Source organism: Actinomadura sp. WMMB 499, assembly GCF_008824145.1.
In the GTDB taxonomy this organism is placed as follows: Bacteria; Actinomycetota; Actinomycetes; order Streptosporangiales; family Streptosporangiaceae; genus Spirillospora.
The window spans coordinates 7,526,391-7,548,752 of record NZ_CP044407.1 but is presented as its reverse complement, the minus strand read 5'-3'; the positions used below and the strand labels follow the sequence as shown (position 1 = coordinate 7,548,752).

The 22,362-nt window shown below is 62.1% G+C and carries 29 protein-coding genes; 18 read left to right on the top strand and 11 right to left on the bottom strand.

Annotated elements, in window-relative coordinates:
* Position 1: 1 nt before the first annotated feature.
* From F7P10_RS34130 to F7P10_RS34045, 18 genes are all read left to right on the top strand, one after another.
* A complete protein-coding gene (locus tag F7P10_RS34130) occupies positions 2 to 691 on the top strand; it encodes a hypothetical protein (RefSeq protein WP_176611768.1) in 690 nt (229 codons plus the stop codon).
* A complete protein-coding gene (locus tag F7P10_RS34125; protein WP_218040225.1) occupies positions 669 to 1,652 on the top strand; it encodes a hypothetical protein in 984 nt (327 codons plus the stop codon). Before F7P10_RS34130 ends, F7P10_RS34125 begins: the two co-directional genes overlap by 23 nt.
* Before the next feature lie 76 nt (positions 1,653 to 1,728).
* Complete coding sequence (locus F7P10_RS34120; protein ID WP_151015867.1) at positions 1,729 to 3,099, top strand: phage portal protein; 1,371 nt, start codon at positions 1,729 to 1,731, stop codon at positions 3,097 to 3,099.
* 97 nt (positions 3,100 to 3,196) lie between these two features.
* The gene (locus F7P10_RS34115) at positions 3,197 to 3,796 is read left to right on the top strand and encodes a hypothetical protein (protein WP_151015865.1); all 600 of its coding nucleotides are present in this window, start codon (positions 3,197 to 3,199) and stop codon (positions 3,794 to 3,796) included.
* 71 nt (positions 3,797 to 3,867) lie between these two features.
* Complete coding sequence (locus F7P10_RS34110) at positions 3,868 to 4,914, top strand: hypothetical protein (RefSeq protein WP_151015863.1); 1,047 nt, start codon at positions 3,868 to 3,870, stop codon at positions 4,912 to 4,914.
* 48 nt (positions 4,915 to 4,962) lie between these two features.
* Positions 4,963 to 5,628 carry a hypothetical protein gene (locus F7P10_RS34105; protein WP_218040224.1) on the top strand — a complete coding sequence of 222 codons (666 nt, stop codon included), beginning with the start codon at positions 4,963 to 4,965 and terminating at the stop codon, positions 5,626 to 5,628.
* Position 5,629: 1 nt separating this feature from the next.
* Complete coding sequence (locus F7P10_RS34100) at positions 5,630 to 6,019, top strand: hypothetical protein (protein ID WP_151015859.1); 390 nt, start codon at positions 5,630 to 5,632, stop codon at positions 6,017 to 6,019.
* Positions 6,019 to 6,312: a DUF5403 family protein gene (locus tag F7P10_RS34095; RefSeq protein ID WP_151015857.1), complete on the top strand. Its 294-nt coding sequence runs from the start codon at positions 6,019 to 6,021 to the stop codon at positions 6,310 to 6,312. Before F7P10_RS34100 ends, F7P10_RS34095 begins: the two co-directional genes overlap by 1 nt.
* Positions 6,305 to 6,721: a hypothetical protein gene (locus tag F7P10_RS34090; protein WP_151015855.1), complete on the top strand. Its 417-nt coding sequence runs from the start codon at positions 6,305 to 6,307 to the stop codon at positions 6,719 to 6,721. Before F7P10_RS34095 ends, F7P10_RS34090 begins: the two co-directional genes overlap by 8 nt.
* 63 nt (positions 6,722 to 6,784) lie before the next feature.
* Positions 6,785 to 7,369: a hypothetical protein gene (locus F7P10_RS34085; RefSeq protein ID WP_151015853.1), complete on the top strand. Its 585-nt coding sequence runs from the start codon at positions 6,785 to 6,787 to the stop codon at positions 7,367 to 7,369.
* 112 nt (positions 7,370 to 7,481) lie between these two features.
* Positions 7,482 to 7,832 (top strand): hypothetical protein, encoded by a 351-nt coding sequence (locus F7P10_RS34080; RefSeq protein WP_151015851.1) that lies wholly within the window; start codon positions 7,482 to 7,484, stop codon positions 7,830 to 7,832.
* A gap of 425 nt (positions 7,833 to 8,257) precedes the next feature.
* Entirely contained in the window at positions 8,258 to 10,402 is a 2,145-nt protein-coding gene (locus F7P10_RS34075; RefSeq protein WP_151015849.1) for a hypothetical protein, read from the top strand.
* Positions 10,403 to 10,411: 9 nt separating this feature from the next.
* Entirely contained in the window at positions 10,412 to 11,374 is a 963-nt protein-coding gene (locus F7P10_RS34070; protein WP_151015847.1) for a phage tail domain-containing protein, read from the top strand.
* A gap of 70 nt (positions 11,375 to 11,444) precedes the next feature.
* Positions 11,445 to 12,824, top strand: coding sequence for a hypothetical protein (locus F7P10_RS34065; protein ID WP_176611767.1), 1,380 nt, complete (start codon positions 11,445 to 11,447; stop codon positions 12,822 to 12,824).
* A 16-nt stretch (positions 12,825 to 12,840) separates the two neighbouring features.
* Positions 12,841 to 15,009 (top strand): hypothetical protein, encoded by a 2,169-nt coding sequence (locus F7P10_RS34060; protein ID WP_151015843.1) that lies wholly within the window; start codon positions 12,841 to 12,843, stop codon positions 15,007 to 15,009.
* 65 nt (positions 15,010 to 15,074) lie between these two features.
* Complete coding sequence (locus tag F7P10_RS34055; RefSeq protein WP_151015841.1) at positions 15,075 to 15,371, top strand: hypothetical protein; 297 nt, start codon at positions 15,075 to 15,077, stop codon at positions 15,369 to 15,371.
* Between the two features lie 8 nt (positions 15,372 to 15,379).
* Positions 15,380 to 16,120, top strand: a complete 741-nt coding sequence (locus F7P10_RS34050; protein ID WP_151015839.1) for a peptidoglycan-binding protein — start codon at positions 15,380 to 15,382, stop codon at positions 16,118 to 16,120.
* Between the two features lie 11 nt (positions 16,121 to 16,131).
* Positions 16,132 to 16,461, top strand: a complete 330-nt coding sequence (locus tag F7P10_RS34045) for a hypothetical protein (RefSeq protein WP_151015837.1) — start codon at positions 16,132 to 16,134, stop codon at positions 16,459 to 16,461.
* Between the two features lie 51 nt (positions 16,462 to 16,512).
* Here the strand turns inward: F7P10_RS34045 and F7P10_RS42865 are convergent, their stop codons facing one another.
* The 11 genes from F7P10_RS42865 to F7P10_RS33995 form a co-directional block, all read right to left on the bottom strand.
* Positions 16,513 to 16,680 (bottom strand): hypothetical protein, encoded by a 168-nt coding sequence (locus F7P10_RS42865; RefSeq protein ID WP_176611766.1) that lies wholly within the window; start codon positions 16,678 to 16,680, stop codon positions 16,513 to 16,515.
* 127 nt (positions 16,681 to 16,807) lie between these two features.
* A complete protein-coding gene (locus tag F7P10_RS34040; protein WP_151015835.1) occupies positions 16,808 to 17,242 on the bottom strand; it encodes a hypothetical protein in 435 nt (144 codons plus the stop codon).
* Positions 17,242 to 17,577 (bottom strand): hypothetical protein, encoded by a 336-nt coding sequence (locus tag F7P10_RS34035; protein WP_151015833.1) that lies wholly within the window; start codon positions 17,575 to 17,577, stop codon positions 17,242 to 17,244. The genes F7P10_RS34040 and F7P10_RS34035 overlap by 1 nt, the downstream gene beginning before the upstream one ends.
* 70 nt (positions 17,578 to 17,647) lie before the next feature.
* On the bottom strand, positions 17,648 to 18,172 hold the full coding sequence (locus tag F7P10_RS34030) for a hypothetical protein (RefSeq protein WP_151015831.1): 525 nt from the start codon (positions 18,170 to 18,172) through the stop codon (positions 17,648 to 17,650).
* Between the two features lie 76 nt (positions 18,173 to 18,248).
* The gene (locus tag F7P10_RS34025; protein WP_151015829.1) at positions 18,249 to 18,614 is read right to left on the bottom strand and encodes a hypothetical protein; all 366 of its coding nucleotides are present in this window, start codon (positions 18,612 to 18,614) and stop codon (positions 18,249 to 18,251) included.
* Positions 18,615 to 18,630: 16 nt separating this feature from the next.
* Complete coding sequence (locus tag F7P10_RS34020) at positions 18,631 to 18,900, bottom strand: hypothetical protein (protein ID WP_151015827.1); 270 nt, start codon at positions 18,898 to 18,900, stop codon at positions 18,631 to 18,633.
* A complete protein-coding gene (locus F7P10_RS34015; RefSeq protein WP_151015825.1) occupies positions 18,900 to 19,331 on the bottom strand; it encodes a hypothetical protein in 432 nt (143 codons plus the stop codon). The genes F7P10_RS34020 and F7P10_RS34015 overlap by 1 nt, the downstream gene beginning before the upstream one ends.
* An 80-nt stretch (positions 19,332 to 19,411) precedes the next feature.
* Entirely contained in the window at positions 19,412 to 19,597 is a 186-nt protein-coding gene (locus tag F7P10_RS34010) for a hypothetical protein (RefSeq protein ID WP_151015823.1), read from the bottom strand.
* A 2-nt stretch (positions 19,598 to 19,599) separates the two neighbouring features.
* A complete protein-coding gene (locus F7P10_RS34005) occupies positions 19,600 to 20,157 on the bottom strand; it encodes a SprT-like domain-containing protein (protein ID WP_176611765.1) in 558 nt (185 codons plus the stop codon).
* Complete coding sequence (locus F7P10_RS34000; RefSeq protein WP_151015820.1) at positions 20,126 to 20,965, bottom strand: hypothetical protein; 840 nt, start codon at positions 20,963 to 20,965, stop codon at positions 20,126 to 20,128. The genes F7P10_RS34005 and F7P10_RS34000 overlap by 32 nt, the downstream gene beginning before the upstream one ends.
* Positions 20,962 to 22,299, bottom strand: a complete 1,338-nt coding sequence (locus F7P10_RS33995) for a DUF3987 domain-containing protein (RefSeq protein ID WP_151015818.1) — start codon at positions 22,297 to 22,299, stop codon at positions 20,962 to 20,964. Before F7P10_RS33995 ends, F7P10_RS34000 begins: the two co-directional genes overlap by 4 nt.
* Between the last annotated feature and the right edge of the window lie 63 nt (positions 22,300 to 22,362).

Genomic DNA, 22,362 nt, shown 5'->3' with positions numbered 1-22,362 from the left:
GGTGGCGTACAACCCCGACTGGGATGCGCAGACCGGCAACCTCCCGAAGGGCGTACCAACCCCCTACGAGACGCTCGGATACCAGATCCTTCGCTGGTGTGAGACGTACATCGTCCAGCCGGACGGCGAGAACGCCGGCCAGCCGTGGCAGTTCACGGCCGAGCAGAAGCGCTTCATCCTCTGGGCCTACAGCATCGACAAGAACGGCCGGTGGCGGTACCAGAAGGTGTCTCTCCGCCGCAGCAAGGGATGGGGCAAGACGCCGCTGTTGGCGGCGCTCGCGATCATTGAGTTCATCGGCCCCTGCCGGTTCGGGGGTTGGGCCAAGGACGGTCAGCCCATTGCGGTCCATGTGCAGCTCCCCCTAGTGCAGATTGCGGCGGTCTCGCTGGAGCAGACTGCGAACACCCGAGACATGATTCGAGGGATGCTCGCCGAGAGCCCGGCCGAGGCTGCCTACGATCTGGAGATCGGCAAGGAGCGCATTCAGTTCCGGGATGGTAAGCCCGGACGCATTGAGCCTGTGGCGTCCTCCTCGCGCGGTCTAGAGGGGGCGAGGCCAACCTTTGTTCGGCCCCCGGTGAGGTTTCACCGGGGGCCGGGCATAGACAATGCTCGTTATTTGCGACGAGACGCATCACTGGATCACGTCCAATGGTGGCGTCTACGTGTTCGAGACGCTTCAGCGTAACGTCGATAAGACGATGCGCGCCGGCTCGCGTGCCATGCAGACCACAAATGCGTTTAACCCGAACGAAGACAGTGTGGCTCAGCGCACCTACGACTCGTTCGTGAAGGGCACCGCAAAGCTTCTCTACGACTGCCGTGAAGGGCAGCCGGTAGAGGACCTCACTGATACTGAGGCTGTTTACACGGCGCTCAAGGAGGCGTACGGCGACTCCCACTGGGCCCCGATCGAAGGACTTGTCGATCTGGCGACGGACCCCCTCACACCTAACGCGGTGTTCTGGCGCTTCTATTTGAACCAGATTGCTGAGTCTGCCGATAACTGGATCAATAAGTACGAGTGGAACGACCTACTCTCCCTCGATGATCCGATCAAGCCCGGTGATCAGATCGCAATCGGGTTCGACGGTTCCCTCCGATCAGACTCCACGGCGATCGTCGGGTGCCGGCTGAGGGACGGGAAGCTGTTCCTCATCCATCTCCAGGAGAAGCCAGACCACGACGACGACTGGCAGGTCAACACGTTCCTCGTGGACAAGGCCATGCGTCAGGCCCGCGATACCTACAGGGTTGAGTGGGTCTGCGTCGACCCGTCCTACTGGCAGAACCTCGTCGGTGTCTGGGCCCTGGATTTCAAGGAGATGGACCGCGATGGGCGGGACATCGTCTTCGAATTCCCGCCTCAGCAGCGGAAGAAGATGGTGGCCTCCGTTGAGCGCTTCCACACTGCCGTTGTTCTCGGGCAGGAGATCTGCCACGACGGTGATAAGGACCTTGCACGGCACATCACTAACACGGTGACGTACGAGGTTCCTCAGGGGCTCCTGATCACCAAGGAGAACCCGAACTCGAAGAAGAAGATCGATGCGGCGATGGCCGCGGTCTTGGCCTACGAGGCGCGGGGTTTGGCCATCGACGATGGCCGGATGAAGATCCGCCGCAAGGCCCGAATGCGCACATACTAAATAGTAGATAGCAAGTAGAGAAGGGAGGTTAGTCATTCGTACGAAGCCGCAGTCCCCACTTGAGTGGATCGACTACATGTCGGGACGGCTCCACGTGCAGGCAGCCCAGGGGCGGAAGTACGTCGAGTACTACGACTCTGAGAACACCGTCCTTTCCTACGCTCAGCAGAAGTTCCGCGAGATCTTCGGCGACATGTTCCGCGGTTACCGGGACAACTTCGCACCACTGATCGTGGACTCCATCTCCGAACGGCTCACCGTCAAGGGCTTCCGGATGGGAGACGAGGAGGAGGCCGACAAGGACGCCCTTCAGATCTGGCAGAAGAACTTCCTGGACGCCGATTCCAACGCAGCGATGATCGATGCGATGGTCCAGGGCTCCGCCTACTTGATCGTCTGGGGTGACGACGAGGACGAGCCGGTCATCACACCGGAGTCCGCCAACGAGGTTGTTGTCCAGTACGCCCCCGGAAGCCGCCGGCTCCTGGAGGCCGGCTACCGAGAGTTCCAGGACGACTGGGGCGAGATCCACAGCACCCTGTGGCTACCTGACGGCGTTTACACGTCCGTCAAGGGCTCCAACGACTGGAGCGAGCCGGAATCTGTCAGGAACCCCCTCGGCGTGGTTCCGATCGTTCCCCTGCTGAACCGCAAGCGGCTCAAGCAGAAGCCTTTCTCCGAGCTGGCGGCGATCCTGCCGGTACAGGACGCCATCAATAAGGTGAGCGCTGACGCCATCGTTGCCTCCGAGTTTGCGGCCTTCCCCCAGAGGATCATTACCGGCCTGGAGCCGTTCGAGGATTCTGACGAGGAACGCCAGGCGATGCTGAAGGCGTATGTCGACCGCATTCTTACCTTCGATGGCGAGAACGTTGGAACCGACCAGTTCGCCGCCGCTGACCTTGGCAACTACGTCAAGCTCATTGACATGCTCGTCCAGCACATGGCGAGCCAGTCACGCGTGCCGTTCCACTACTTTCTTCTAAACGGTGGGCAGGCACCATCCGGCGAGAGCATTACCGCTGCCGAAGCGGGTCTTGTCGCTAAGGCGCGCGAGCGGATGCTGCATTTCGGTGAGTCCTGGGAGCAGGCCATGCGCCTGTCCTTCAAGGTTATGGACGATCCACGGGCCGAGGCATGGGACGCCGAGGTCATTTGGGCAGACCCCGAGCACCGTCAGAAGGCGACCCTTGTTGATGCTCTCGGCAAGGAGAAGGAGCTGCTGGAGGTTCCGAAGCGTCAGCTTTGGGAGGAGGCGGGTTACTCGCCGCAGCAGATTAACCGATTCGCGGAGATGCGTGAAGATGAACTCAAGCAAGAAGCCGAGTGGCGCGAGAAGTACGGCCCGAAGGAAGAAGACCTCGGAGCCGAAGGCAACGGCGCCGGCGCAGGAAAGCCCGCAGCCAGCGCTACCACTCAGCGACAGAAGGAGAAGGCGAGCCGCTAGGCAGGCCCGATAACCGAATAGCTTCACCCCTCACCTTTGCTGGCGGGCGTCCCGAGATGGGACTGCCCGTCATTTTTGATCCGAGATGGAGACCCCAATGAGTGAGCAGTCCACCGAGCAGACGCAGGTTGAGGCTGAGCCGGTAACCGAGGAGCCGAAGGGTCCGCAGACCCTTGAGGAGGCTCTGGAGCAGATTACCGAGCTGGAGAGCAACGTCACGAAGTACAAGTCCCTGGCACGCCAGGAAGAGGCGAAGAAGAAGGAGAACTGGGAGAAGCTTCAGGAGCTTCAGAGGGCCAACATGTCCGAGACGGACAAGGCGCTTCTGGAGGCCGAGGAGCGTGGCCGTACTGCCGCGATGGCCGAGTACGAGAACCAGCTCAAGCACACGAAGCTTCAGGCCGCTGCCGCCAAGGCCGGCGTCCCTGACGAGGTTCTGGGTCTCCTCGACCCAAGCAAGGTGTTCACCGACGAGGGTGAGCCGAACCTTGATCTCCTGTCGTCCCTTTCCGGGACCAAGCGCAAGTTCGAGAAGACTGCTGCTGATCTGAACATCGGTGCCCAGTCGAATGCGAACGCAGGCCAGCTTTCCCGTGCAGATCTCCAGCGACTCACCAACGAACGCAAGTTCGGGGAGATCGCCAAGCTGCGCGCTGAGGGCCGGTTCGATGCGCTGATGCGGGGACAGCTCAACTAACCAAGCCCCCTTTTGCAGGACCTCACGGATTAGCCGTGGGGTCCTTTTGTATGCGCTAAAGGAGAATCCCCATGGCCGAGGCTTTTGCCAACGGCACCTACACCGACAGCCAGGTCGGGCACCCGCTTCAGGGTACAGACAACCTGTTCATTCCCGAGCTGTGGACTGCGCAGTATCTCACCGACCTTGAGGCAACCCTGATTCTGGGTTCGTCGCTGGTCACCAACCGGAACTACGAGGGTGAGTTCCGCCGCAACGGTGACGTGCTGCACATCCCTCACTTCCTGGAGACGGTTCGTGACTTCGGCACCAAGAAGGCGTACGGCGCTTTCAGTGCCGACGAGATGGACCACAGCGAGCTTGAGTACATCAAGCTGACTGTCCAGAAGGGCAGCTCGTTCCGCTTCGAGGTGGACTCGCTCCACCAGCTCCAGACTCAGGCTGGCATCGACCTGATGAGCGACCTGATCCGTCAGCGTGCTCGCCGCACTTCCCAGGCGATTGACGCCCTGGTTGCGCAGACGATCACAGCCGCGGTCGAGGGCAAGGACCTGAACTCGACCACTTCCAAGACCATCCCGACTGTCCTCGCGGACTTCAACGCGCTGACCGACCTGCACGGCTCGGTTACTCAGCTCGCCGAGGGCACGGGTGCTAGCTGGGTCTACGAGAAGATCGTGGACATGGTTACGGAGCTGGACAATGTTTCGGCTCCCCAGGACCGCTACCTGATCGTGGCTCCGTCCATCCGGGCGGCGCTTCTGAAGGACCCGAACTTCACCGACGCTAGCAACTGGGGTGGCGGGGCTGTGATGCCAACCGGCGTCATCGGCCAGATCCTCGGAGTGCCGGTGTACGTGTCGAACATCCTCAAGAACGCCTCGACCACCAGCGGCAAGAAGCTTGTGAAGGGCAACCACACGGGCGCGGCGAACATCTCGATGCTGATGGGTTCGACCAACGCGGTTTCGCTGGTCATGCCTCACGCCGAGCTGGCCGCGTACAACCCCGAGGACGGCTTCACTTCGGCGGTCAAGTCCCGTCTGATCTACGACGCGAAGGTGATCCGTCCGGAGCAGCTCGTTGTCGTGGGTGACTACGCAGCGCCGGCTGCCTGATCTGTCGTGAGAGGGGCCCTTCGGGGCCCCTTTCCTTTGGAGGCCACCTTGCTTATTACTGCTGACGAGGTCTCCGTCCAGACCAGGGAGACCTACACCGCAGAGGACCTGGATCGGGTTAACTCCTTCATCCAGAACGTTACGGACGCCATCGAGGTCTACTGCCGACGCACCTTCAGCGACCCGGCGCCTGGTGCCGTGAAGGCCGTCGCCCTCCTGGAGGTTCGCCGGCTGCTGAACAGCGAGCCCGGTGTCTCGACCGAGCGCATTGCCGACCTGTCCACGGGCTACGCCTACGGCGGCGGCGCGGTGCTGCTGTCCAACTCGGCGAAGGCCGACCTTCGGGCGTACCTACGCTGGAAGCGTCCAGGTGTCGGATCCATCCGGGTGTTCAGCCCTTACTACCTGTCGAGCCTCACCCCGCCTGTCGTTGAAGCCCCAACCGCGGCAACCGGTCCGGGAGACATTCTGATCTCTGGCCGCACCTGCAAGGAGGGCCTGGTCCAAGTCCAGTACAGCGTGGACGGCATCCAGTGGGATGACGTTGTTTACACGCAGTCTGCGGACATCAGTGACGGCGGGGCTCCGTACTGGCAGGCGATCTTCCCGGCCCCGGTCGAGTCCGGGGTTTACCGCTGGAGGGCACGCCTGAACTACGACGGCGATGTCTCGAAGTGGTCGCTGGCCGTCAAGACCTCCTACACGGCGGTGTGACATGGCGATCCTCGACAAGGCCAACGAGGTCGTTCGCGCCTACCCCATTCGCATGGCTGACGACGGCTACGGCGGCACCTACCCGACGTTCGAGGACGAGGCTGGCAACCCACTCCCCTACGTCGAGTTCCGGGCGTTCATCCTCCCCGTTGGTTTTGCGGGTGCCGGCTGGGCGATCGACAGTCGGATCACCGCCCAGGGTTGGGCAGACGTGAACCGGTGTCGGCTGATCTTCAAGCCGCTCGGCGGTTCGGTCCCCACCGACAAGTGGGGCCGGCTGGAGTTCCGCGGGCAGCTCTGGACTGTCCAGGAGGACCCCCGCATCTTCCAGGGCCTACGCCCCTCACAGAGCTACGTGTCCCTCACAGCCGAGCTGATGGGAGACGCCTGATGGCCTACGTAAGAAACAACCTGAACGAGATCGTTGCGGAGCTGCCCGGAGTCCAGGCCGCGGTACGCAAGCAGGCGTACTTGCTGGAGTTCCGGATCAGGACACTGATCCGCCCTCACTCCCGGACAGGGTTTCTGCTGTCCTCCGTGGGTGTCGAGCGCGCGAACGACAAGGACTACTGGGTCTACATCGGGGCCCGGTACGCGGCCCCGGTGAACTTCGGTTTCAAGCACAACCGGACCGAGGAACGCATCCAAGGACTTCACTTCATCAAGGGGGCTATCTATGGCTGACCTGCCTAAGCTCCCCGACACGGAAGCGCTGGCACTGGATCTCCTGAACTACTACCTCCCTGGTGAGGCCAACTTCAGGACCACCGCTCCGAATGACTGGAGCAAGGCCCTGCCCCTTGTCTGGGTTGCGCGGACCAGCGGCAGGACTGTGGATTACCGGGTGGATCACGCGATCCTCTCGGTGTCCGTGGTCGCTTCGACGCGCAAGGCTGCCTCCGACCTGGCAAGGCGAGTTCAGTCCGCCTTCTACCAGGCTCGTCGGGATAACTACTTCTCGGAGGAAGGCGTTGTGTCCAACTTCGAGACGATCAAGGGACCCCAGCTCGACCGTGACGGTCTGACAGGTAAGCATCCGGACAGTTTCAACTTCGATGCGACCTATGACCTTTGGGCGCGAGCCCGAGACTGAACCCCTCTTTTCTCTCTCACAGCCCTGCCATCGGCGGGGCTTTCTTCTTTCTAGGAGGCCCTAATGGCGGATGCGCCTGTGCTGCCAAGCACCGGTTATGTGTACGTTGCTGATGTTGGCACCGCGATCCCGGCTCTACCGATCGCAGACCCGAAGGCGCCTGGCGCGACCTGGGTTTCGGTGGGGAATACGTCGCTGGAGAACGGCATCTCTCGGGAGACCGATGGCGATGAGCCTGCGGTCCTCGGCTCGTGGCAGAACCCGAGCCTCAAGACGACCCGCCCGACCAAGACACGGTCGCTGACCATCAACCTGCTGGACTTCACGGTGGACGCCTACGCGCTGTACTACGGCGGTGGCGTCATTGTCGGCCCCGATGGTGTGACGCCGGCCCTGCCCGAGGACACGGTGAAGGCGTTCCAGATCCCGGCCGTCTCTGTTCCGCAGGAGAAGGCGCTGCTGATTATCGCCGTTGACGGCGAGTATCAGGTTGTCGAGCACTACGGGAAGGCGTCTCTCACGGGAGGCGACGCGATCGAGTACGACCCGGCAGCACTTGCCGAGATCCCGGTTGTCGCAACGATGCTGAGCGCGGATGGCACCGACTACACGGGAACCATTTCCGAGCGGCTGAACTACGTCGCCTGATCCAACCCTGACTAGCCCTCGGGCCCTGTTCGCAGATAACGGGGTCCGGGGGCTCTTTTCATCTGCACATCTGCACCGTTGCCGGGATGGCGCGGATAGAGAGGTAACCGAAATGGCTACGCTTAGTTTTGCTGACCTGAAGGCGAAGGCCGAGCAGGCAGAGAAGGAGATGGGGCTCTCCTTCATTGCGAAGGACGGCAAGGAGCTGCTGCTTCGCCCCCTGCTGCACCTGTCGAAGACAGAGCTGAAGAACGCCCTGGCGCACGTCTCCGTGATCGAGAACGACGACAACGACTTTGAGACCCGCCTGGAGGCGGTCGATCAGATGCTTGTTGTTGCCGCGGACCGCAAGGACGCCATGCGTAAGTCGCTGGCCGACCTGCCGACCGACGCCCGCATGGAGATCTTCAAGGCGTGGATGGAGGCGGCTCAGGGCCCGGAAGCGTCCGACTCCACAAGCTGATTGAAGAGTTCGGCGGGGAGATCTATGCGGATCTCCTCGCCCGCTACGGGGTTGATATTCACGGGGTCTTCGACGGATCCCTTCCCCCTAGGCACGCTCTAGCGCTTGTGGAGGCCCTTCCACTTGATTCCACGACCGTAACCGCTATGCGGGGTGGACCTGAATTTTATGGCTGGGATCGCCACGCGTACCTGTTTGCAGATCTCATCGACGCCGTTCTACATCTTCACCACGCCACGCTGTCGGTGAATTCGAAGAAGAGGGTGCCCGCACCCGACCCGTACCCGCGCCCCAAGCAGAAGGCGGCCAAGGAGCCAGACATTCTCCTGAGGAAGCTACGGGGAGAAAACGCGAAGACAAACACGGAGGTTGGACCCGGATCACTGATCCCACTCCCACCTGCTAAGCGATAAGGAGGTGAGGTCATGGCTGGTGCCGGCGGGCACGAAGTCGAGCGGATTGCCGTCAAGGTCGTTCCAGATACCGGAGGCTTCAAGAAGAAGCTGAAGAAGTTCCTGGAGCGGATCGAGAAGGAATCCAAGGTCGAAGTTCCTGTCGAGCTGAAGGGCTTGAGCAAGGCCAAGACCGAACTTGAGGCCCTGGCCAAGAACATCACGGTCAAGGTGAAGCTTGAGCTGGAAAACCTTGCGACCGTACGTTCGCAGCTCGCTGCCCTCACCAACCCTCGCGACATCAACCTCAACGTGGATGTCGACACCACTTTCGCGAAGGCGAAGCTTGCAGAGATCTCCAGGCACCTCAACGTAAAGGTCGAACTGGATCTCGATCAGGCGGTAATCGAACTTGCCACGTTCCTGCGCCCTCGCACTCTTACGGTTCACGTGGAAGTGGACAGGGACGAGTTCAACCTGCTCCGCGGAGAACTTCGACGCCTTCAGCGGATGACATCCAATATGGCCAGCAACATGAACATTGTTGGCAACCGTGCGTCCCAGGCGTTCAGTCAGGCGACCAACAGTGTCAGCCAGTTCAGTGGCGGTATCCGTTCTCTCGCTCGTCTCGCTTTCCCACTGCTGGCCGCGGCCGTGCTGGTAGCCATTGGAGCTATCGCTGGTCTTGTCATCATTCTTGGTGCAGTTGTCGGCGGGCTGGCACTGATGCTCCCACCGATTGCTGCAATCGGTGCGGGTGTTGCTTACATTCTCCAGTCGAATGACGAGCAGGCCAAGCGGATCCGCAAGCAGTTCGACGGCGTCAAGGAAGCTGCTAAGGACACACTGTCGTCGGCCATTCGGCCTATGACGGCAGCCCTTCGGCAGCAGATCCCTATCGTTGAGAAGTGGATCCGCAATCTTAAGGGCCCCCTGACGGAGGCTTTCACTGCTGGCTCCGGATATGTCGATGAGTTCTCGGCCGGTCTCCGCGGCCTGGTCGACAATGCGCTCAAGGGTCTTGTAGAGGCCCTTCAGAACCCGGAGATGAGTGCCGCGGTCGACGGCTTCAAGCAGTTTCTGCTTGACATTGGAACAGCGATCGGTGAGTTCTTCAAGACGCTCGCCGGCGGCGGCTCCGACTACCGTGACATGTTCGAGGCGCTGGGTGATGCGCTGATCGAACTCGCCCCTTCCCTGGGGCGGCTTCTGAACGCTTTTGCCACAGTTTCGCCCGACGTGATTGACAGTTTGGCTGGCGCACTGACGCGCATCTTCGACACCCTGTCCAGCAATGGCAGTGTACTAGAGAAGATTGCCACTCTTGCCGAGTTTTCGTTCCAGGCACTCTCTTGGGCGTTCATTGCGATCACTAGCTACATCGGTTCCCTGGTGTGGCAGTACGAGACGCTCTGGAATTCCACGAAGTGGGTGATCGAGGGTATCGGCGACCTGTGGAACTGGTTTGTCGACTGGATCACCGGTCTTTGGGATTCTCTGAAGAGTGGAACGATCAGCCGACTCCAGAGCATGAATTCGAGTGTATCGAGTTCGTTCTCGGGCATGGCGGCGAGCATTACCGGAACCCTGGATTCGCTGCTGGGCTGGATTGCCGATATCTGGTCGAGCATCACCGGAACTTCGAGTTCCGGTGCGAACAACACGAAGAATGCGTCCGTTGGCCCCTTCAATGGGATGCTCGGTGCCATTTCAGGCATCATGAATTCGATCGTCGGAATCGTCGAGTCTGCCTGGTCGCGCATCTCTGGAATCGTCTCGAATATTGCGGGTGCTGTGGGTCGAGCCAGGAGTCTAGTGAATGGCCTGAGCGGTATTGCGAGCAATCTCAACCCGTTCAGTCTCTTCTCGGCCCCTGTCGAGAATGCACCTATGCCTCTGTTCAAGTCGCCGGATGGCGATGACGCGATGGCGCCCATGGCTCTTTCGGCAAGGTCGATTTACGACAGTGTTGATCAGATGGCGGAAACCAGCCGGAACCTTCGCCGAACCTACCTCAATGCTCGCGGCCGGGAAGCGTACGACAATCCGGCCCAGGGGCAGGGCAATGACCTGGCGCAGAGGATTTTCAACTTCACGACCTATGCGGCACCGAATGAGCCAACTGAGCGGCAGTTCGTGAAGTGGATGGACTACGCAGACACGCTGTACGCAACGTAAGGAGTTTCCGTGGATTATCTGCCCATGGTCACCCTGAATGGGGTGGACGGGTCTCAGTTCGCCCTACAGGCCCGTGGGTCGTCGGGAAACATTTGGCTCAACGAGGGAGCCAAGGGTCTGGACATGCCCACCTATGACGTCCAGGCCGATGAGTTCCCTAACGTCGCTGGCTCGGTCCCCCGTTCCGTGCGGGGGGCCGGCCGGGAGATCTTTCTTCCGCTGACCATCTGGGGGGACACCCGAGCCGAGGCTGTTGAGCTGAAGAGGCGGCTTCGCCGGGCGCTGGCACCGACGCGCATGTTCAGCCGTATGGCCAAGCTGGTCGTTGCCGAGTCCAACTCGGACGGCGCCTTCGAGGATCAGCGTGAGATCGAGTGCTACTACGACAACGGTATGGAGGGCACTGAAGGCGAGGAGAATGGAAGGAACTACTTCCGCTACGGCCTGGTGCTCCAGGCTACGGACCCGTACTTCCGGGCCGTCTCCGACGTCAGGGTCTCGTTCGCCACCTACGGCGAGGTAAGAAAGTTCTTTCCCCCTGAGGATGAGCCGTTCGTCAGCCCGGACGGTGTCTCCGGGGGCTTCAAGCTGACTGCTTCCCCCGTCTTCACGACCAACATCACGGTCACTAACCCCGGTGACGAGTCGGCGTACCCCACGTGGACGATCGTCGGCCCAATCGAGGGCCCGTTCAATCTGGTCCGTGCCGCTACGGCCTACTCGGACGAAGAGGTTCTAGCGATCAACACGCTGTCTCTCGCTGAGGGCGAGACGGCGACGCTCGTTACGGAGCCCGGCCGGGTCAGCCTCTCCACCTCAGCCGGCGCGCAGGCCGTTTGGTCGTCCCTCGCAGTGAACCCGCACTTCTGGGAGCTCGATCCCGGCAACAACGCGGTGTCGATCGTCGGCCTTACGGGCGACGAGCCGACGTCTGTCTCCATCTCTTTCCGCCCCAAGTACCTGGGAATGTGACATGGCATCCAAGTTTCGGCTACATGTCCGGGACAAGCCTGTCGCACCGGACACTACTTCACCCGCCCCAATGCTGCTGATTGGTGAGGTTGACCGCTTCATCTCCTTCGAGAGCATCGGCCGGCACCTGGACGTGGGTTCCTGGACGCTGACTCTCCCCGCGAGCAGCCCCCAGGCGCACCTGATCAAGCCTGGCCGAGGAATCGCCCTGTTCCTCGACTCCTCGCCAGACCAGGTCGCCTTCGGCGGCCCGATCCGGTCGATCAAGCTGACGAAGAACCGGGAGACCGGAGGCCGCGGCCTCCTCACTGTCTCGGGTGTCTGTGACAACACGGTCGTCCGCGAGCGCCTGGGGCGCATCGACCCGACCACGGTCTATGCCCGCGAGGACGAGGTATCCCGTAAGTGGGTGCCGACTGTCCATGACGGGGTGGGCTACCGGACGCCCCGCAACTCGGGCGAGTTCATCTGGGGTCTGCTGGTCGCGAACCTGACGATCCCGGTTCTTTCTTCCGTAGGGGACACCTCCAGGCGCATTCGCTATCTGGACATGCCGACGACGTGCCCCGCAGTACTGAGGGCCATGCCGGCAGACGAGGAGTGGAAGCGCTACCCGATCAAGCTCTCCTCTATCGAGGACGCGGTCTGGGACCTGGCCCGGCTGGTCGGTCTGTCGGTTCGCTTCCTCTACAACGCGCACACGGGGCTGGTCGAGCCGCGCATTGAGCCGTCTCGCGACCTGTCCGACGACATCGTCTTCGATGAGCTGGCGGGGAACCTTGCCGGCTTCGAGGTGACGGTAGAGGCGCCCGCGTTTACACGCCTCTTCATGGCGGGTGAGGCGCCGGAGGCCGACGACGGCCGCCGGTACTACGAGTACTGGCGTTCGAACCTGTGGAACCCTCCCGGCTGGGTCGACTTTTCAACCCCCGGCTCCACGCCGGCTCAATGGTCGGACCCGTACTGGGGTCGCAAGGGCCTGGAGGTCGAGTGGAACACGACCGCAGAGTCCTACCTCGACGTCCGTGAGTCGGACTGGGGTTACCAGTCCGACCCTGCCGACCCTGGCGCGGCTCTTGACCCGCCCGTGGATTCGGATGAGCGCAGGCGTTTCGACCGTCAGCGCATCGCTGCGTTTGTGGAGAACAGCCAGAAGGGTCTAGTCACCTTCGAGGCTGTAGACACCGACACGTGCAGGTATGGGCGCGATTACCAGATCGGTGACACCGTCCGAATGCTGCTGGATACCAGCAACATTCCCGAATCGATGACGGATGCGGACGGCGTAATTCGTCAGCAGGTCCGTGAGGTACGTATCGCCTGCAAGGCGGACGAGATGTGGATCATCGAACCAACTATCGGCTCGGATGAGACGTCGAGCACTCCGTACGTGTACCGCAAGCTTCGACAGCTCCAGAGGCAGGTCGAGGCCACCAACAACCGAACCTAAAGATAGGGAGACCGAGATGGCGGACCCGAGCGTAACTGAAAGGTTCTACCCTTTCTCGTCGGGCCCTGGCGAGTTCGTCACAGAGGAAGACTGGGCTGTGATGGCTCAGGGCTACCAGGATGACGGAGTATACGGGCATCCCGGATCGAACAGTCTGACAATTGAGCCGGGCCCGGAGCCGGGCACGATTCAGATCAATCCGGGTGACGCCCAGCTCGGCGGCTTCCACTACCGGCTGACTGCTCCGAAGGTCATTCAGACTGTTGCCAACAGCACCACCGAGTTTCGCTGGGACATTGTTGTCCTCCAGCTCAATACTGACTCGAAGGTGATTGAGCCGGTCCTGCTGACGAACGCCGGTGTGTGGGCTGTCGGCGAGGGCCAGGCGCCGCTGGGTCTGTGGGGTCAGCCGCCCTCGACGGAGGTCACCGCGGACTACTGGGGTTGGGAGATCGATGCACGCTGGTTCATTGGCGCCCGCATCCGCCCCTACCTGCCGGATGCGATCCCGCCAGCCACACCGGGTGGGTTGATCTACAACCCTTCCGCAGACGGCAATGAGGCCATCTATATCGGCAAGCTCGACGGGAACGGTAACCCGTACTGGGCTCCGTGGTATCCACTCGCTGAGGAGCGGATGGACACGGTTGAGGTTTGGTCCACAGTCGACAAGACCACCCGGTCTACGGGATGGGTCGCTGGCAATCCTCATCAGGTTGTGGGTACTTTCACGGCACCGCCGTCCGGTGCCGTCTTTGTGACGATCTACGCACAGCTCGAATGCGAGCAGCCTAGTACAGCTTACTTCGCATTCGAGGTTCGCAATGGTGGCGAGAACGGGTCCCTGTTCCTTGCTGCAGACAAGAATGTTTCCGTCACTCAGCAGGGCGACCAGTTCCACGGGGGTTCGCTTCGTAAGCGCGTTTCTGGGCTGACCCCCGGCAACCAGTACACGGTGAAGACCGTTTACACGACAAGCAATGGGTCGTCCACGGCAACGATTTTCCAGCGGATGCTGTTGATTGAGCCCGAGTACACGACCGTTGCGCCGGGTGAGGCGCCATCTGGTGGTGGACTTATCGACCCAACGGACGTCGTTCTCACGTCTGGCGGAAGCACCATTCAGCTTCCAAATGGGAACATCTCGACACAGGCTCTAAGGGTTCATATCCCGGCGGGTGATCGTGCTGAAGCGGTCGACACAATGGGGTTCTACGTCAACACGGGTACCGATGCGACCCCGAGCTGGCAGCGCGTCACGTGGTTTAACGAGTACGGCGAGCCGCGGGTGATCCCGTCGAGCGTGGATCGTGTTGGCCTCCGCATCAAGGCGAACCCTGGGCAGGTTGGTGACCTCGCCCAGTTCACAGATATCGACAACAACGTGCTGTCCGGTGTGAAGGCGGACGGGGAACTATACGGACCGAACATCGGCAACGCGAAGGTCAGTGCCGGCCCGGAGCCGACCAACCCTGTCGACGGGGACCTGTGGGTGGATCTTGCGTCCACTCCCCCGGTGCTGAAGATCCGAGCTAACGGCGGCTGGTCTGCCCTGAACGGCGAGGCAACCGTGCCGGACGACCCGAACGCGGCCCCGGCCTTCATGGGAGTTCAGTCGACGGAGGTCAACTGGACGAGCATCGATGTTCCCCTGCCGGGCGGTGAGACCTACCTCGCGTGCATCGCCTGGAACAGCGCTGACGCGCTCACGTCCGTCCCGGCAGAGTGGACGCTCGTTCGGGAGGTTGTTGAGACGTCCGGGCGTGCAGCCGTTTACACGGTGAACGCGGCTGACGTGAACACGTCGAGTTTCTCTCTGCCAACCCAGCAGAAGATCACGGCTGTGTGCGTCGGCTACCAGGCGTCGATAGTTGCGGCATCGGACGGTCTCCCGGATGCGGGTAGCGACGGGGCACACGAGGCCCCGGCTCTGGACGTGCAGCAGGTTCCGGCCCGACTGGTTCGCTTCTACTGGGACAAGTCCGCGGGCACTACGGACCTCAACGCAAACGATGCGGGGGCCACTACGCGAGGTGTCCAGTACGGCACCGGTGCGGGTAGCTGCGCCGTGCTCGCCACGGACCAGGAGATCACCTCGGCAGGGGTGGTCCCCCTCGCTACCGCAACGGCGGACGTCGAGGCCGCGAACGCGGGTGGATTCTCCATCGCCCTGGCAGCCGCGTAAGTAGAAGCAGTTATGGCCGCCCTTCTTTGGGAGGGCGGCCTTTTCATGCCCTGCAAAGGACAGACATGACTGACGAGCGTCCCGCCACTGAGGGCGGGGTCTTCATTCCAACCAATGAGATCTACAACCTGCTGCGCCAGTCAATCGATCAGACCAATGCGCGAATGATCGAGATCCGTGGCGACATCAATCAGATGAACACGCGGATTGACGACTCGAAGGTTGTAGAGCGTGATCACGAGAAGCGCATCCGAACCCTGGAGACAACTAAGAAGGACCGTCTCTCCCCTTCGGTCACCTCAGCTCTCATCGCAGCGCCGATTGCCATCATCGGCATTCTCGCGCCAATGGTCATCAAGTAAGGAGGCACATGGGTACCGCAAACGGTCTCATTGACCGCGCTGAGAAGGACATCAATCTCGGCGAGCCGAACTATCTTCAGCGGAGCTATTCGAAGCGTGTCGGCTGGGCGTACTACAACTACGCCTGGTGTCAGGCCGCTATCAACGAGTGGGCTCACGATACCGGCAACCACAAGGCCGTCATGTTTGGCGTCAACGACGCCTACACGGTGACTGCGGCACGCCGTTTCGAGCAGCACGGACGCTGGTTCAAGGGTACGTACGCGAATGTCCTGAAGGCGAAGCCTGGGGACATTGTCTTCTTCGACTGGGGCAAGACCGACAGCATTGACCACATTGACCATGTTGGCGTTGTCACTGACAACCTTGGCAACGGTCGACTGAGGACGATCGAGGGCAACACGGAAAACCAGTGCCTTCGCCGGACTCGTTCCTACGTTGAGATTGCCGGGTTCGGCCGGCCCGCCTATGACGGGCAGCCCGCACCGAGCGTACCCACCTACCCAGGCGTTGAGGCCCCGAAGTGGCCCGGCAGGTACATCACTCAGCCTCCGCTCATGGAGGGCTCGGATGTGCGGCGCTGGCAGTCCCGCATGCGGGCCCGCGGCTGGTCCATTTCCGTCGACGGCTGGTACGGCCCCGACTCGGAGCGTATCTGCCGACAGTTCCAGGCCGAGAAGGGCCTTGGTGTTGACGGCGTTGTCGGCCCGAAGACTTGGAAGGCGTCCTGGGAGGCGCCTGTAACGTAAGGAGTGCCCACATGGGCAAGCACAGCAGGCCCGACGTGACTACCGAGGACTTCCCTACCCTGCCAACTAAGGCAGTTGAGGATGTTCGAGCTGATCAGGTCTTCCAGGACTTTTGGGAGGACTTCAGCGATGATGGGAAGCTAACCCCTGAGACCCTGTCGAAGGGTAAGCACTTCCTGATCTCGGTTGCTCACGGTGTTGCCGTTGCGGTCGCCCTGGAGGTCAGCCCTGTCCTGTGGGACGCGCTAGCGGCTGGTGATGTGGATCTACCCGGCATTGTCGAGCTGGTCCGCACCGCCGCCGTTGGTGCCCTGATTTCCCATTTCAGGCCGCGCCGGTGAGAACCAAGGCCCCCACCCTCACGGGTGGGGGCCTTTTTGTCGTTTCGGGTTTTACTCCTGCTTCACCCTGTCTTCCAGCTCCTTCAGAGCCAGATACCGGATGATGGCCAGCTCCCTTCGGGTGAAGGAACCATCCCGAACAACGTCATCGGTGATCGGATCATCACCGAGTACCTTGTTGGCCCCTTCCACCAGGCCCAGAAGGTAGGCGGTGTCCATCTCCTCGAAATTAGACTCGTTCACTCTTCTCCCCCTCTCGGGGCCAGTGTATTGCCCCTCCCCATGCCGGGGAGGGGTCTTTCGTCGTCTAAGCGGTCAGTCGCGCGTAGATCTCATCGGCCAGGGCCTACTCGCCGTTGACGATGTGGTCGAACGCCTGCTGGGCGAGGCGCTGGTTGGGGTAGAACTTGGTGCGTTCGACGGTCTGGTTGTAGTCGTGAACGCGGGCGACGTACCACTTCCCCGAGAAGCCTCGGAGCTGGTAGCAGTACTCACCCCGGTACTCCTGCTGCTTGACCGTGTCGGCCATGTGGGGGTGCCACACCCGGCCCTTGGGGTGCGCCTTCCAGGTGATCGCGTCGGGCACGTACTCCTCCGTATCGATGCGCTCCAGCAGGTTCAGCGGGAGGCGGGCCTCCCGCCCGTCGTCCAGGCGGACGAGGATCTCACCGTCCTGGCGCTTGCCGAGGTTCACACCCTCGGCACCGGGGCGGATGTTGCTGTGCATCTGGGTGAGCCGGACTCGGCTCCCGCCCCAGATCGCGTTGCCTCCATGTGGCATCAGGTGTCCACCTCGCAGACGAGGCCGAAGACGGGGTGGTGTCCCGAGCCGGGGCATTCGATGTGCGGCTCGGCGCATGCGTGCAGCCCGAGCGCCGTTACTCCGCCCTCCTGATAGGCCAGGGCGGCGAAGCCGCGGGCCAGGTGTCCGAGCACGCCGGGGTTCTTACCGGGCGTATACATAAGCTGGTCGGCCTTGGACGCGATGATGTCCGCCGCCTCGGAGGCGATCTCCTTTCGGGTCTCGAACGGCACCACCCTCATCTCCAGGATGGCCAGCGGCGTGAGCATGAGCAGCGCGTCACGAATGACGATGCGCATCTCCTCGTCGGTCACTGGTGACTCCCTTCCTGTGCACAGCAGCAAGGGCCCCGGCAACCGCCGGGGCCCGTGAACGGTTAGGGGTTCAGTCCTTGGTGCGCCAGGGCTGGGTGAGCTTCTTCCGGAGGTACGCCTCGTGCTCCGCCATCTCCTGACCGTGGATTCGCTCGTAGTCGCCGACACTCCGCCCGATGTCGTCCATCACGTCGGTCATCAGCTCGGGGAAGCACTGGAGGCCCAGCTTCAGGTAGAGGCCCGCAACCGAAGGCGCCAGCGGCGCCACCTTGCTCGCCTCCGACAGGGGGTACAGCATCTCGGCGGCGGTCGCCGGCCGGGTGTCCTCACCCTTCGCTCGGCGTTCCGCGATCTCCCGGCAGTGCGCCCGGTAGACCATCTCCGGCATCGGCTCGGACCGGTGCCCGGTGTGCATGAGCGTGAAGGAGTCGAAGATGGGCCCGCGCAATCGGACCTCGTTCCCGTCCTCGTCCCACGGGGATTCCTCCCCGTGCTCCTCCATGACGGCTCGGATCTCTTCCTCGGCGATTTCCATCTGCCGCCACATCCCGGCTGTCTCGCGCTCGATCTGGTTCCACAGCTCCATCACGTCCACGTGTGCTCCCTTGTCTCGGCATGAGAAAGGGCCCCGGCGGATGCCGGGGCCCGTGGGTGGAAGAAAGATGTGTGCGCTAGTCGCGCCAGGGCTGGGTACCGTGCTCGCCCTCGAACTCGTCGGTGATGTCCTTGGGGATGTCGCCGACGAAGCGCCAGCCGACGCGTTCGCAGGTCCACCACTGGCCGTCGATGCGGATCAGGTCCCCGACGCTCACGGAGCGCAGCTCCCGCGCGTAGTAGGAGTCACTGCGGTTGTCCACACCGTTCCCGATGTGCATGGCTTCCTCGGCAACGTCCTCGGGTGGAAGGGTGGTCTGCTCGGTCAGGTACTCGAACACCTTGACCACCGGGTGATTGGGCTCGTAGCCGAAGAACCCTAGGGACCGCCCGTTCTCGTCCTTCGCAACGTTGTGGAAGATCTCGATCTGAACCTGGATCATGGGCTTTCTTCTTTCTTTAGGAGAATGCGCCGTAGGAGTCGATGTCCATCTGGTCTCGGATGGATCGCCCCTTCTCCCCCGCGTACACGATGACGTAGGGGATTTCGGTACTACCGAGGCGATGCCACTTGACGCTGTTCACGTACTGCTCGAAGAAATCTGTCTCGGTCAGGTCTGCCGCAAGCTCACACGCGGCCTTCTCCCGAACCTCCTCCGGGTCCAAAGCCCAAGCCGCCCGGAAGAAACTGTCGTCCACATCGACGGTGAATTCGACGCGGATCTTCATCAGAAGTCACCCTCGGCAACCTGGAGAACGGTCAGCCCCAACTCCTCCCGCCACATCTTCACGACCGAGTTACGGTCGTCCAGGACGGCAGTCGGCTTGCCGTACACGGGAAGGATCTTCTGCTCGTACAGCTCCCGCTTGACCACATGGTCCGGCCGATAGTCGCCCTCCTCCCGCATTAGCAGCAGCTCCCCGATGTGACCCATGTGGGTGTCGATCCACATGTTCGTCTGGCGCCTGCACACCGAAGGGCGGCCGGTGAGGTACACGATCATGTGCGCGGCAGCATCGAGTGCCTGGACGACCTCGATGACGGGCAGGTTCGGAAGGTCCTCCCCGACCCGGTCCCAGTCGTGCCACTTACGGACCTTGGGGTCGTTGTCGTCTCGCAGTGCGAGCGTGCCGTCCAGGTCCACGAGAAACAGTCCCATCAGTTACCTCCTTGTGTCCTTATACGGGCATGACAAAGGGCGGCCCGAAAGCCGCCCTCCATCAAACCCCTACAGGGTGACTACCACTGTTCCGCTAGCAGCGTTGCATTCTCCTCGGCGGTTCCCGCCATCACGGCTATCTCACTTGCAGCCCAACGGACGTCGAGGAACTCGCCTTTCTGCGCGTCCGCCAAGGCTTCTTCTGCCTTGCTCTTGAGATCCATGAGCAGGTTGATCAGTCTGGCGTGCTCGTCCAGATCGATCACGACTACTCCTCAACGATCATTGGCTCACCACACGGGCAAGCCAGATACCCGATGCGGTCAGTCCAGTACTCGATCCACTTCCGGCTCACCCGAGTCACGTAGTACTCGGGCTCACCATTCTTCTTTTCTCCATGCGGCTCGGGGCAGGTCGCCTTGATCTGCCGCGTCGTCTGCTTCGGCACGTACTGCTGCAAAGCCGAGTGCGGGTACGGGCCGAGGCCCCGGCGAACCATGTCCGCCAGGACCTCACGCAGCTCGTCAGTAGCGACCGTGGCCGTCATCTTCCCCGTGAGGCCGAGGGCCTCAGCGAGTCTCCGAAACGGCGCACCGTGCCCAGCCCCGTATCCGAGCGTCGCGTGCACCAGCTCATGCAGGACGACGTCCAGAACCCTGGTCGCGTCGTTCAGGTACGGGTGCACCAGGACATGAGGGCTCCCGTCCTCGCTGGTGTGATGGCACTCTCCGATCCGCTTACCCGAGCGCCCCCCAGACACGGGGAAGCTCACCGAGATGTAGAGGTCGGGGATCTCATGCCGCAGCTCGGAGAACCACGGGCGCATCAGCTCGACGCCATGCTTCAGCCACCCCTCCCGTGTCGTGTGCATCGAAACCCCCTTCCAGGTCGAGGCCGTCAGGCCCGAAGGTCGTCACGTAGTCGGTCATGCACGCGTCACCACAGAACTCGTGTGCGAGAACCAGCGGCCGGCGGTCTCCGCACCAGGTGCACCGGTCTTTCACGCTGGTCTCGTCCGGGTCGTCTTCGAGGGATTCGGCGTGGACTACCGCGGACTCGGTGACGTCCCGTGTAAACAGCCCGTGGGCGTGCGCCTCGAACTTCCACCAGTAGGTGTGACCCGGCTTGTACGTGCACCCCTTCTCGTGTTTCGCGAGGAACACGTTTTCGTAGAGCCGTGCTGCCTTGCAGTTGCACGGGATGCCGTTCAGCCATTCGTCGGCCTCGGCCGACTCCTGGGCCAGCCGATGATTCTCAGAGATTATCCAGCGGAGATCGGCGTACTCGTTCGTGGTCGGAACCGAGTGCCCTTCATTCGGGAGACCCTCCGAGCCGATCTTGTGGAACACGCCTGATCGGCCGTTGACCTGCTCGTCGTTCGGACCTGTTGCGCCCCACACGTAGCGGGCTTCACGTCGCACGGCGTAGGGGTTGCCGAAGACGTCCTTGAGAAGCCACAGCTCACCGAATCGGGTGGTCGCCTCCCCTTTCTTGTGGAGACGACCCCTCGTAATGGTTTTGGCCGTCTTCTTCCGGTTGGATTCTCGACCGCACGGCTTGCACCGCTTCGGCTTCCTGCCTCGCCCCTTCCACTCCAGCTCGGCCCCGCAGTGTTCACACTTCATCTCGATCAAGCCGCCAGCTCCTCCGGGCCGTCTTCGTCGGCCGCCTCCTTCTCGGCCGCAGCCTTGGCAATCTCCCGGTCCAGGTCGTCTTCCGCCGCGATCTCCTCCGCCTTCCGGATCTCAATGTCGAGATCGTCCTCGACCAGGCGCAGGAACGTCGGTGGACGTCCACCCGATGACGGACCCTGGAATGCCTCGACCTGCGGGAGCTGCTTGAGTGCCTCCCTGATGTACTTGACCTTGATGTTCCGACCGACCACATCCCAGATCTCCGTCATGGACATCGGGAGGGGCTCCAGCGTGGACGGATCCCGGTTCTCGTCCAGGGCCTTCAGAATCTTCTGAGACAGCGACTCGCCACCCGTCTCCGGCAGAACGAACCGAACCGAATCCACTGAGTACTTGATCAGCGCCAGGGCACTGTCCAGATCCTCGACCGTGACCTCGTCGCGCTTGTCCGCCAACGCGTACAGAGCACTGATCCGGATCAGATACGCGAGGGCGCGTTCCGCCATCTCGCTCAAGACCTCGTTGTCCTCGGTGAGGCCCTCGCACACCGGCCGGTGAACCTTCTCGAACACCTCCGCTACGTCAGCCGGCACCTTCACCACTGGCCGCGTCTCACGGGCCCACAGGCCGATGCCCAGCAGCTCCCTCGCCACCACCTCGATCACAGGGCCCGGATCCGGTCCACCGAAGACGGGCACGACCCCCGACTGCTCGACGAAGACCGCGAGGAACCTGTTGAAGGTGCCGCCAGTCGCGTCCTTGCTCCCCGTGATCGCACCCCAGTTCTTCGGCTGGACGTGCCCCACGAAGCCCAGGTGCGGGTTCTCAATCTTGAAGTCGGCCTTGGCCGTCTTGTGGGCCAGGGTCTCCCCATCCCACCCCTTGCGCAGGTAGACGCCCACCTTCACATCGCGCTTGGCGTTGTTGATGAAGGTGTCCATCTCCTCTTCGAGGACAAAGACAGGGTTGTCCTTGTGCTCGGACAGCTCGGTCATCATGCCGAGGCCCGTCGCAGGGATACCGTGCACGATGTGCTCGTCACCCCAAGCCTTGAAGGCGCCCTTGATGACAGGCATGGCAATCCGGGCCGTGGCACCCTTCCGGCCCCTGCCGGAGACACCGACCAGAACGAACCAGGCGGACAACGGGGACGTTCCGCGGCCCGTCTGAACTCGCACCTCGGGCCCGATATAACCGGAGAACGCGGACATCAGCGTCACCATCACGCCGACCTTGGCGCCCTCGGTGTAGGGGGCCAGCTCCTCGGCCATGAAACCGAAGGGGTTGACGAATGCGGCCTCATCGATCTGAGGCGGGACTCGCTTCTCACCCATGTGGATAAATCCTTTCTTCTATAATCCGGGCGGACACAGCAAAGGGGCGGCCGAAGCCGCCCC

Excerpts from the sequence above, each read along its gene's own strand:
- F7P10_RS34120 (WP_151015867.1), top strand. The coding sequence starts at position 1,729 with ATGTCGGGACGGCTCCACGTGCAGGCAGCCCAGGGGCGGAAGTACGTC.
- F7P10_RS34115 (WP_151015865.1), top strand. The coding sequence starts at position 3,197 with ATGAGTGAGCAGTCCACCGAGCAGACGCAGGTTGAGGCTGAGCCGGTA.
- F7P10_RS34110 (WP_151015863.1), top strand. The coding sequence starts at position 3,868 with ATGGCCGAGGCTTTTGCCAACGGCACCTACACCGACAGCCAGGTCGGG.
- F7P10_RS34100 (WP_151015859.1), top strand. The coding sequence starts at position 5,630 with ATGGCGATCCTCGACAAGGCCAACGAGGTCGTTCGCGCCTACCCCATT.
- F7P10_RS34095 (WP_151015857.1), top strand. The coding sequence starts at position 6,019 with ATGGCCTACGTAAGAAACAACCTGAACGAGATCGTTGCGGAGCTGCCC.
- F7P10_RS34090 (WP_151015855.1), top strand. The coding sequence starts at position 6,305 with ATGGCTGACCTGCCTAAGCTCCCCGACACGGAAGCGCTGGCACTGGAT.
- F7P10_RS34085 (WP_151015853.1), top strand. The coding sequence starts at position 6,785 with ATGGCGGATGCGCCTGTGCTGCCAAGCACCGGTTATGTGTACGTTGCT.
- F7P10_RS34080 (WP_151015851.1), top strand. The coding sequence starts at position 7,482 with ATGGCTACGCTTAGTTTTGCTGACCTGAAGGCGAAGGCCGAGCAGGCA.
- F7P10_RS34075 (WP_151015849.1), top strand. The coding sequence starts at position 8,258 with ATGGCTGGTGCCGGCGGGCACGAAGTCGAGCGGATTGCCGTCAAGGTC.
- F7P10_RS34065 (WP_176611767.1), top strand. The coding sequence starts at position 11,445 with ATGCTGCTGATTGGTGAGGTTGACCGCTTCATCTCCTTCGAGAGCATC.
- F7P10_RS34060 (WP_151015843.1), top strand. The coding sequence starts at position 12,841 with ATGGCGGACCCGAGCGTAACTGAAAGGTTCTACCCTTTCTCGTCGGGC.
- F7P10_RS34055 (WP_151015841.1), top strand. The coding sequence starts at position 15,075 with ATGACTGACGAGCGTCCCGCCACTGAGGGCGGGGTCTTCATTCCAACC.
- F7P10_RS34050 (WP_151015839.1), top strand. The coding sequence starts at position 15,380 with ATGGGTACCGCAAACGGTCTCATTGACCGCGCTGAGAAGGACATCAAT.
- F7P10_RS34045 (WP_151015837.1), top strand. The coding sequence starts at position 16,132 with ATGGGCAAGCACAGCAGGCCCGACGTGACTACCGAGGACTTCCCTACC.
- F7P10_RS42865 (WP_176611766.1), bottom strand. The coding sequence starts at position 16,680 with ATGGACACCGCCTACCTTCTGGGCCTGGTGGAAGGGGCCAACAAGGTA.
- F7P10_RS34040 (WP_151015835.1), bottom strand. The coding sequence starts at position 17,242 with ATGCCACATGGAGGCAACGCGATCTGGGGCGGGAGCCGAGTCCGGCTC.
- F7P10_RS34025 (WP_151015829.1), bottom strand. The coding sequence starts at position 18,614 with ATGATCCAGGTTCAGATCGAGATCTTCCACAACGTTGCGAAGGACGAG.
- F7P10_RS34020 (WP_151015827.1), bottom strand. The coding sequence starts at position 18,900 with ATGAAGATCCGCGTCGAATTCACCGTCGATGTGGACGACAGTTTCTTC.
- F7P10_RS34015 (WP_151015825.1), bottom strand. The coding sequence starts at position 19,331 with ATGGGACTGTTTCTCGTGGACCTGGACGGCACGCTCGCACTGCGAGAC.
- F7P10_RS34005 (WP_176611765.1), bottom strand. The coding sequence starts at position 20,157 with ATGCGCCCGTGGTTCTCCGAGCTGCGGCATGAGATCCCCGACCTCTAC.
- F7P10_RS33995 (WP_151015818.1), bottom strand. The coding sequence starts at position 22,299 with ATGGGTGAGAAGCGAGTCCCGCCTCAGATCGATGAGGCCGCATTCGTC.